Below are 9,439 nucleotides of genomic sequence, written 5' to 3' on the forward strand. Positions count from 1 at the left end.
CATTGATTTAATTACTTATCCAAGAAAAAATATGAGAGTGACCTTATTGCCATTTTCTGATGAATTTCATCTACGACAACGTAAAAGAATTGAAACATTGATAGGATTATTGAAAGAAAAATATCACTTAGTTACGAGTAAACATCGTTCGATTGCTGGTTTTTTAGCAGGCGTATTTTCTTCACTATGTGCGTATCAACTTTGCCAAAAGAATAAGCCTAAAATTCATGTGATTAAATCTTTGGCTTATCCGTAACTGGGGTTATGTAGCATTTACTGAATTCGTTTTTTAAGCAGTTTACCAATTGAACATGCTTCCAAGAAAGCCTAACTTTTGTGCTTCAGGACTTTAAAACTTTATAAAAAATCGAGGGGATACTTCATGCACGGCTTTGAAATTGGACAGCAGGTGAAACTTGCCACTATGGAGCAAGTTATTTTTACAGTGACGATGATTAATCCAGATGGTTCTTATGTGATTGAAGCTGCACTGAGTACCGAACAAACTTTGACTTATAGCAATGTGTCGCAGGAAATGCTGCGCTTGGCTTAAATGTCGCAGCGAAGTTTGAAAATTTACGGGGAAATTGAACTTTTTTTCGTGTAAATTCGCCGAAATTTGCTTGAATAATCCATTGAATAAAAGATTTTAGATTGTTTTTTGAACACTTGAATCAGGGGGATTCACGTAATATTCAATTTGAACAAATATTCTAAAAAATCAGAAATGGATTAAAAAATAACAGCTTGGGAGTCTTAGTCTTTAGTCTTATAATTTTAAATAAATGTTATCATAAACAATATAAATAATAATGATGCAGTTGTTGCCGAAATGAACATTCAAACTTTTATAAACGCGATATAATAATAGGCTCATATCTTACTGTCTTTAAAAGAGTCTAGAGAACGCGATGTCACCATTAGATCAAATTGCCCCAGTGTTAGATGACCAGTCAGAATTAACCATGACCGTGTTAATGACACCCGACATGGCAAATTTCTCAGGGAATGTACATGGTGGAACAATTTTAAAACTATTAGACCAAGTGGCGTATGCATGTGCAAGCCGCTATTCGGGTAGTTATGTGGTGACTCTTTCGGTTGATAAAGTGAACTTTAAAGAGCCGATTCATGTGGGTGAATTGGTGACTTTCCTTGCTAGTGTGAACCATGTCGGTCGTACTTCAATGGAAATTGGGATTCGTGTAGAAGCACAAAATATTCAAAAGCGTACAGTGCGCCATACCAACAGCTGTTACTTCACTATGGTTGCAGTCGATGAAAATGGTAAACCAAAACAAATCCCTGCGTTGAAATTAGACAATGACTGGAAGCGTTGCCGTTTTGAAGCAGCAGAGCAGCGTAAAGTAGCACGTTTGCAAGAAAATCATCATCCATCTTGCAGCATTTATAAGAAAACTGAACAAAACTAAATTTTCATCAAATTTAGCTGAAAACCTGTTTGCAATTGTAGACAGGTTTTTTGTGCCTATTTTTTAATTTTGTCCAAGGCAATATTGATTGGCTTTGTAGATAAACAAAAACTGAGTAAACCGAGAGAGTGGCGGAAAACTCAGTTTTTGTATTCGATTTACATTTTTAAATGTATCTAAGTTTTAAGGCTGTTGCGTCGATGCAGTAGGGGTTTCAGTGCTTGCTTCAGATGCAGGTTGTGCAGCAGCTTGTTCTGAAGCTGGTTCAGCCACAGTTTCCTGCGTTGAAACAACCACTTTTTCCTGTTCTGTTGCTGTCGATTCAGCCTTTGCAGCAAAAGTAGTTGCAGTGGCAAAAGCAAAAGTTGAAGCGAGTAAAATTTGTGTCAATTTCATGGTTTGGCATCCTTATTTAAAGTTTTTCATGAGTAGTAGGGAGTGCTCAGCACAAGCATTAAGTAAAAAAACTTATTGCGGCTAAAGTGTTCAAGTCAGTCATCACCTGATTTGAACGGGCTGAACAGGAACTCATGCTAAAGAGCCAAAGCTATGGGATCAATGCTTGCAACAAAGCAAAACAATGACGGTTACTTGAACCGCACAATGATGATGAATAGGTCGTAGTTTGGTAATTTTTGTTTTAAATATGCGGTCAAATCCAATCAAAATGGCTGTGTTTTCCGCAATAAAATTGCGTGGTTGGCAATAAAACATAACATCAAGCGGCTAAAACTCGTGTATTTCCCCAAATAAGTTGCAGATCATCACGTAATAAATGTAAGCGAATTTTTCAAATCATGATGGTGATAGATGTGCTGAAATGAATAAATTTCAGTGTGTTTAGATTCAGATTGAACTAATCGCTAAACTTGCTTAGCATGCTTGAGTTGTTTGAAATTCAATAAAGTGAGCTTATTTTGAAATTAATTGCACCACAAAAAGCAGTCCCGACGCATATTATTTCTGGTTTTCTCGGTGCAGGAAAAACCACCTTATTGAAACAGTTACTCAGCCAAAAACCAGAACATGAAGTTTGGGCGGTGCTGATGAATGAATTTGGACAAATCGGGGTCGATCAACAACTCTTACCTCAGCAACAGGGTTATCAAGTCAAAGAATTATTGGGCGGTTGCTTATGTTGTAGCAGCCAATTGCCTATGCAAATTGCTTTGTCGCGTTTATTGTCCGAAGCGAAGCCTGACCGTTTATTCATCGAGCCGACAGGTTTGGGGCATCCTGCGCAACTCTTGGAACAACTGACCGAACCACATTGGCATACGCATTTATCGATGCGCGCCTTGGTGACGGTAGTAGATGGTTCGCGTTTGCATGATCAGGCGTGGACGCAGCAAAACCTGTATGCCGATCAGCTCAAAGCTGCACAAATTATTGTGGTGTCACATGCAGACCAAATGCAGGCGGCAGATGAGCAAGCCCTCATACAACTACAACAGGAATATCAAGCCTACGCGCAAAAATGGTTGAAAGCAGAACAGGGTCATCTGGCTTTGACCGAAATGGATATACCGTATGTCGGTACACAGCGTAAAATTCAGCCGTTGCTAAAATTGCAACAGAAGGTCAGCTCTACAAATCTGCAAGAGTCTGCAGAAATCAAACAATTGCCATATCACTATGTCGAAACTGCACAAGGATATGCAGTCGCAGGTTGGAAATTGCCTAAACGTTGGCAATTCGACTTTTATCCCTTATTAGATTTACTCTGTGAACAGCAAGATTGGCTGCGTATTAAAGGAATTTTTTATACCAATCAGGGTTGGAAAAGTTTCAACTTCAATCCGCAGCAATTTAATTATCAATCTACCGATGAAGGCATAGACAATCGGTTGGAAATTATTTATCAAAGCGAGCGTGATTGGGAAAAATTTGAGGCTGAACTATTGGCGTATCGGGTCGATGCTGCTGCGGTTCTAGACTGAAATCTATACGTTATCGGGCAAACGATACAGCAAAATCACAGAAAATCCATTATGCTTAGTGGCAAATTTAAACATAGTTTTAGGAATAGACAATGGCGCTGAAAGCGACAATTTATAAGGCAGATTTGAACATTGCCAATATGGATGTGCATCAATACGGTGACTATCAGCTCACCATGGCATTGCATCCTTCTGAAACTATTGAGCGATTGATGGTGCGTATTTTGGCATTCGCACGTTATGCAGATGAAGCTTTGGAATTTACCAAAGATTTATTTGAAACCGATGAGCCTGCTTTGTGGGAAAAAGACTTAACAGGGCAGTTAATTAAGTGGATTGAAGTCGGTTGCCCAGATGAAGACAAAGTCAAAAAAGCCAGTTCGCGTTGTAAGCAAGTTGCGATTATTGCTTATGGTTCATCGGTAGATGAATGGTACAAACGTAACAGTAAAATCAAAACTTTAAATAATGTTGAAGTGTGGCAACTATCGCCAGCGAGTACCGAAGCCGTTCAAGCTTTATGCGAACGTACCATGCAATTGCAGTTGAATGTAATGGATGGCGAATGGACATTGATTGGCGATCAGACACAGGCTCAGATTGAGTGGACACAGTTGCAATAACACTTGCACGAGCTGGAAATTATCTTAAACATCGAAGTGTAAATATTTGGAGATGAACATGAGTGCAGAATTAGAAATTATTGATTTGGTGGTGGGTGAGGGGAAAGAAGCGGTTAAAGGCGCTTTAATTACTACGCATTACACAGGCTGGTTGGAAGATGGCACCAAGTTTGATTCATCCTTAGACCGTGGTAACTATTTTGAAACCGTGATTGGTACAGGTCGTGTCATTAAAGGCTGGGATCAAGGCATCATGGGGATGAAAGTGGGTGGTAAACGCAAACTGATCGTACCTGCGCATTTGGCTTATGGTGAGCGCAAAATGGGCAATATCATTCCTGCTAATTCTAATTTGATTTTTGAAATTGAATTGTATGATGTGAAAACACGCGATCAATAAACACCTTTCAACTTAGCCAAACCGCTAGAATTTAAGTCATTCATCCGATGCCAGTAAGGTCTAGCATAAATGACTTAATTTTTTACTTCAAATTTAGTGCAAGAACGATTAGATTAAAAAACAAGCACAATAGGACTTTTGCATTTTTGAATTTCACTCGGATGTGGCACAAGTGTGCATTACTCTTCTTAATTTTACTGTGAAGTGTACTCACACCACCGCGTGTGTTGGCGCAGTATGAGTCTGCACCTGAATCTTACTATCTACATCAACAACTGCTCAATTCTGTTCAATTTACTGAAGATCAATCGAGTATTTTGACTGGGCGATGGTTGTTTTATCCGCAACAATTGATTCAAGAACCCAGTGCGGTACTGGCATCGAATACCGTTGAATTGCCTGCTTCATTTGAAGATTTAATGGGCAATGCCAATACTTACGGCACTTTTATTGGGCACTTTCAAATTCCAAAAGAATTTCTAGGCAGACGTATTGCGATTTGGATTCCCAACCAATATGGCGCCTATCGGGTATTTTTAAATGGCGATCCACTGGTGCGTGTTGGCACAGTCGGTGCAGATGCGAGTAGTCACCAAACCGAAAATGCCCCACGAATTGCATATTTTGTTCCTGAAAGTGAATATTTTACCCTGACCATTCAAGCGTCTAGCTTTCAGAGCTTGCAAGGTGGTTTAAAAAATCCAATGAAAATTGGTTTAAGTCGCACCATCAATCAACAGTATCAGCGTTTGATGATGAGTATTGCCATGATTTGTGGGGCAGTACTTGGTATTGGTTTGTTTACCTTGATGTTTTCGGCATTTAGTCTTGCAAATGGTGGAAAGACCAAGCGTATTTTTATTTTCGGCATTTTTATTGTTTTTCTGGCATTACACAATTTATTTTCTGCACCCTATGCCTATACCACTTTCCTGAATTTAAGTTGGTCTTGGGGAATAAGACTCGAATATTTATTTAGTTTTTTAGCGATTTTATTTTTCCTGAGTTATATGTTTTTGCTCAGTTCGCGCTATTTGCATCGTTGGGTATATAGCGCGGCAATGCTGTTATTGAGCTTTAATATTGGGGTGACGCTGTGGGCAGAACCCACTATTTTTCAGCAGTTGGCATTTTATAGTTCTTTTTTCTTTGTGCTGATTTTGGCAAATTTTGCTTATGGATTTTATCAAACCCTGCATTCAGGAGAGGATTATTCCAAAATTAATTTTTGGGCAGTAATTATTCTGTGTGGCACATTTATTCATGATTTTTTATTAATGCTGAATTTGGTCAACTCCATTCATTTATCTTTTATTTCGACCAGTGTTTATGCATTGCTCATCATGTTTCAGCAGGCACGAAATTATGCCTACCATAACTTACGCATTGAACGCTTGAACCAAAAACTGATTCATTTAAACAGCTCGTTAGATTTAAAAGTGCAGGAACGCACTGAACAACTCAGTCTTTTGAATGAAAAACTGGAAATACAGATTAAAACCGATGCATTAACAGGGGCATATAATCGCCGTGCATTAAATGAAGAAATTCAGCGTTTGTATTTTGAAACCTTGCAAAATAAGCGACATATTTTGGTCTTTGCGATGCTCGATGTCGATTATTTTAAAAAATACAATGATCATTATGGGCACTTAAAAGGCGATCAAATTCTGCAAAACCTAGTTAAAGTTTTACAAGATACTTTGCCTAAAAATGCGTTTGTGGCACGTTATGGGGGTGAAGAATTTGCCATTTTACTGCACGATATTCCGCAACCTGCGATTGCACCACTCATGCAAAAGGTCTTGCAGGCTGTGCGTGATGCAGCTTTTGAGCATGTAGCACGAGAAGACCATAAACAATATGTGACTTTAAGTATCGGTGTAGCGTGGATGACTCGCGCACAAGTGTATACGCACGTGGATGATTTTATGAAAGCTGCAGATGCGCATTTGTATCAAGCCAAACATGCAGGACGCGATCAGGTAGTAATTCAAACTTAATATGTTGACGCTACTCTACATGACTTAAAGATAGCTCTGAATTTTTTGTTGAAGTTGTACGACAGAAACATTGCCCGACAGTCGTTCAACAATTTGCCCATCTTTAAAAATCAGAGTGGTCGGTAAACCAAAGACTTGATAACGCAAAGTTAAAATTGGAGATTGATCGACATTCACTTTGCCAAACTTTACCGAAGCATCAAAAAGTTGGGCAAGCTGCTCAAAAAATGGTGCATTTTGAACACAAGGCGTACACCACGTCGCATAAAAACGAATCACCGCAACGCCTGTTGCATATTCAAACTCACGGTAATTATTTTCGTTGTATTCCACAATTTCTGACATCACATACTCTTTAATCATAAATAAAAATTTAATCACGCATGAAACACCACGGCATGAGAATTATACCTAAGTTAATCTGGGTTTTAATGCTTTGCTGTTTTATGTTCAAATAGTCAGAATTCATATCAGCATCAAACAATCAGGGATTTGCCATGACACAAAACACAATGCAGCAGATTATTATTACAGAACCAGGTGGCCCAGAAAGATTAGCCTATGAAACGGTTGCAATACCTGAGCCACAAGCCAATGAAGTTTTGGTCAAAGTACATGCTTTTGGTTTAAATCGTCCTGATATTTTACAGCGTCAGGGTTTGTATCCTATGCCTAAAGGCGTGACGCCAGTGCCAGGCTTAGAAGTAGCAGGTGAAGTGGTTGCTGTGGGTGCAGATGTTAGCCAATTTAAAGTTGGTGATGCAGTGTGTGGCTTAACCAATGGTGGTGGTTATGCAGAATATTGTGTTGTACCAGAAAGCCAGACTTTGACAATTCCAACAGGTGTCAGTTTTGTACAAGCCGCTGCGATACCTGAAACATTTTTTACTGTGTGGGCCAATGTATTCCAAATGGGTAAAGCCAAAGCAGGTGAAACGGCGCTGATTCATGGTGGAACCAGTGGTATTGGTACAACTGCTTTAATGCTGTGCAATGCCTTAGGTTTAAAAACCTTTGCAACCGTAGGTTCAGATGAAAAAGTACAAGCAATTTCACATCTCACCACAGCAATTAATTACAAGACACAAGATTTTGAACAAGTGATTAACGAAGCGACAGACAATGCTGGGGTCGATGTCATTTTAGATATTGTTGGTGCGCCGTATTTGGAACGTAATTTAAACTTATTACGTCGTGATGGTCGCTTGGTGTATATCGCATTCTTAGGTGGTGCAAAAGCCAAAGAAGTAAAACTTGGTCAAATTATGATGAAGCGTCTTACCATTACGGGTTCGACCATGCGCGCCCGCAATACTGCAGAAAAAGCTGAAATTACCAAAGGTTTGCAAGAGATCGTTTGGCCATTGTTAGCCAAAGGTGAATGTCTGCCTATGATTTATAAAACCTTTCAGTTTGATCAAATTCAGCAAGCGCATGCCGAAATGGATACAGGCGAGCATGTGGGCAAAGTAGTGGTCGAAGTGATTTAAAGACTCAAATTTAAAATCAACGTACATAAAAAAACTGACCGAGTGTCAGTTTTTTATGTGTACTTTATAGAGGATTTTAACAAAGATTTTTTGAATCAGTTTTAGCAATTATTTTAATCATAATTACATAAATATTCCTTTAAACTACAATTCAACACAATAAAATTTTTCCAAATAGTCAAATATTAAGGAGGTGTAGGACACACCCTGTCAATAATAAACCTTATCTTTATATTCATTGAATTCATTCTCAAGATTACAAAACGGTTCATGTAAAATAATTTGATAGAGAGAGCAGGCTTATGAAAATTTTATCTGCATATACGACAAAGCACAGTCTACGTGCATTAAAACGGTTACACAAAAATATTGTTCGTCAGCAAATCAATGTTGGGAACTTAAATAAAATGTATCATGCGATGCTACATTTAGAGCGCTATATTGACCGCCTCGATCATGATAAACGCGAAAACTTGTATTAAGTGTAAAGAGCAACCTGTTAATTATTTTTTACTAAAAAGTACAAGTGAGTTGAAAAGTTAAACCTGTTATTTATTGGATTATTCATTTGAAATAACGGGTTTTAAATAGACGGTAAAATTCAGGAGAAAAACTAAGGGAACAATAAGAAATTTAAAATAAACAAGGATGATCAAAGCTGAAAGATCAATTTTAAACTGCTGCACTGTAATAGGTGCAGCACTGCCTTGTGTGAACAATTGCTTCGGAATGTGTCGAGCTTTTAGCTAAATTGTGCGAAAATAGCGTTTTGCTATTTTTGTCCAAGGGCAGTACATGATTGACCAATCTCCTGAATCATTAAGTGATATCGAAATACTCGACATTTTGCAGTCTATGAAAAGTGATGAGCTAGACACAGAGGCAAAAGAAATTATCCGTAATGGTGGGAAAGCAGGTCGTCAGGAAGCGCATAAAGCAGCGTTGGTGGCACTTAATCAGTCATTCGAAAGCAAATTTGTAGAAGCAGTAAGTTTGGCTTTGCAGTTAAACGAAGCGCAAATGAAAAAAATCCGTTATAAAAAAGACCGTGTACGTATTTTAAAAGCACGTGGCATTGATTATTTAGCCATTGATGGCACAGAAACTGCACAAGTATTGGCTCAGGTTGCACAAGCGATTGTGCGTGAAGATGCTGTGGTGACGCATGATTTGCACAACATTTTTCCTTTCTGGAAAGAGGGCTGGCCGATGGTGCAATTCGACAATGTCTATAAAATTCTAGCTGAAGATATTGCGATTCACTATCAAGCGGTATTGGATGAATTGATCAGCAAATATTAAATAACCCCAGTTACGGATAAGCCAAAGATTTAATCACATGAATTTTAGGCTTATTCTTTTGGCAAAGTTGATACGCACATAGTGAAGAAAATACGCCTGCTAAAAAACCAGCAATCGAACGATGTTTACTCGTAACTAAGTGATATTTTTCTTTCAATAATCCTATCAATGTTTCAATTCTTTTACGTTGTCGTAGATGAAATTCATCAGAAAATGGCAATAAGGTCACTCTCATATTTTTTCTTGGA

The 9,439-nt window shown here is 38.4% G+C and carries 12 protein-coding genes and 1 pseudogene; 10 read left to right on the forward strand and 3 right to left on the reverse strand.

The features are described from left to right. The 3 genes from E0H79_RS14700 to E0H79_RS14705 all read left to right on the forward strand — a co-directional run. Positions 1-256: transposase (locus tag E0H79_RS14700; protein ID WP_323052926.1), on the forward strand; the 256-nt coding region annotated here is incomplete at its 5' end. Positions 257-382: 126 nt separating this feature from the next. Continuing rightward, complete coding sequence (locus E0H79_RS15365; RefSeq protein WP_165492551.1) at positions 383-553, forward strand: hypothetical protein; 171 nt, start codon at positions 383-385, stop codon at positions 551-553. Between the two features lie 358 nt (positions 554-911). Continuing rightward, positions 912-1,433 (forward strand): acyl-CoA thioesterase, encoded by a 522-nt coding sequence (locus tag E0H79_RS14705; RefSeq protein WP_004977311.1) that lies wholly within the window; start codon positions 912-914, stop codon positions 1,431-1,433. A gap of 183 nt (positions 1,434-1,616) precedes the next feature. On the opposite strand, the gene E0H79_RS14710 is transcribed toward E0H79_RS14705, so the two are convergent. Further along, positions 1,617-1,829, reverse strand: coding sequence for a hypothetical protein (locus E0H79_RS14710; RefSeq protein ID WP_131262032.1), 213 nt, complete (start codon positions 1,827-1,829; stop codon positions 1,617-1,619). Positions 1,830-2,350: 521 nt separating this feature from the next. Here E0H79_RS14710 and E0H79_RS14715 point away from each other — a divergent pair. The 4 genes from E0H79_RS14715 (at position 2,351) to E0H79_RS14730 (ending at position 6,399) form a co-directional block, all read left to right on the forward strand. Beyond that, positions 2,351-3,373: a CobW family GTP-binding protein gene (locus tag E0H79_RS14715; RefSeq protein WP_096901474.1), complete on the forward strand. Its 1,023-nt coding sequence runs from the start codon at positions 2,351-2,353 to the stop codon at positions 3,371-3,373. Between the two features lie 92 nt (positions 3,374-3,465). Further along, positions 3,466-3,996, forward strand: a complete 531-nt coding sequence (locus E0H79_RS14720) for a YaeQ family protein (protein ID WP_131262033.1) — start codon at positions 3,466-3,468, stop codon at positions 3,994-3,996. A gap of 58 nt (positions 3,997-4,054) precedes the next feature. Then, the gene (locus tag E0H79_RS14725; protein WP_004977304.1) at positions 4,055-4,396 is read left to right on the forward strand and encodes an FKBP-type peptidyl-prolyl cis-trans isomerase; all 342 of its coding nucleotides are present in this window, start codon (positions 4,055-4,057) and stop codon (positions 4,394-4,396) included. 224 nt (positions 4,397-4,620) lie between these two features. Beyond that, positions 4,621-6,399, forward strand: a complete 1,779-nt coding sequence (locus tag E0H79_RS14730) for a GGDEF domain-containing protein (RefSeq protein WP_131262034.1) — start codon at positions 4,621-4,623, stop codon at positions 6,397-6,399. A 24-nt stretch (positions 6,400-6,423) separates the two neighbouring features. Here the strand turns inward: E0H79_RS14730 and E0H79_RS14735 are convergent, their stop codons facing one another. Next, positions 6,424-6,744: a thioredoxin family protein gene (locus E0H79_RS14735; protein ID WP_131262035.1), complete on the reverse strand. Its 321-nt coding sequence runs from the start codon at positions 6,742-6,744 to the stop codon at positions 6,424-6,426. A gap of 152 nt (positions 6,745-6,896) precedes the next feature. Here E0H79_RS14735 and E0H79_RS14740 point away from each other — a divergent pair, with 152 nt between their 5' ends. From E0H79_RS14740 to E0H79_RS14750, 3 genes are all read left to right on the forward strand, one after another. Next, the gene (locus E0H79_RS14740) at positions 6,897-7,889 is read left to right on the forward strand and encodes an NAD(P)H-quinone oxidoreductase (RefSeq protein ID WP_131262036.1); all 993 of its coding nucleotides are present in this window, start codon (positions 6,897-6,899) and stop codon (positions 7,887-7,889) included. Positions 7,890-8,191: 302 nt separating this feature from the next. Next, entirely contained in the window at positions 8,192-8,371 is a 180-nt protein-coding gene (locus E0H79_RS14745) for a hypothetical protein (RefSeq protein ID WP_131262037.1), read from the forward strand. A gap of 313 nt (positions 8,372-8,684) precedes the next feature. Next, entirely contained in the window at positions 8,685-9,191 is a 507-nt protein-coding gene (locus tag E0H79_RS14750) for a hypothetical protein (protein ID WP_004977287.1), read from the forward strand. A 10-nt stretch (positions 9,192-9,201) separates the two neighbouring features. Here the strand turns inward: E0H79_RS14750 and E0H79_RS14755 are convergent. After that, positions 9,202-9,439: pseudogene (locus E0H79_RS14755) on the reverse strand (IS982 family transposase); the annotation flags it as partial.

This window comes from Acinetobacter sp. ANC 5045, assembly GCF_004331005.1.
Lineage (GTDB): Bacteria > Pseudomonadota > Gammaproteobacteria > Pseudomonadales > Moraxellaceae > Acinetobacter > Acinetobacter towneri.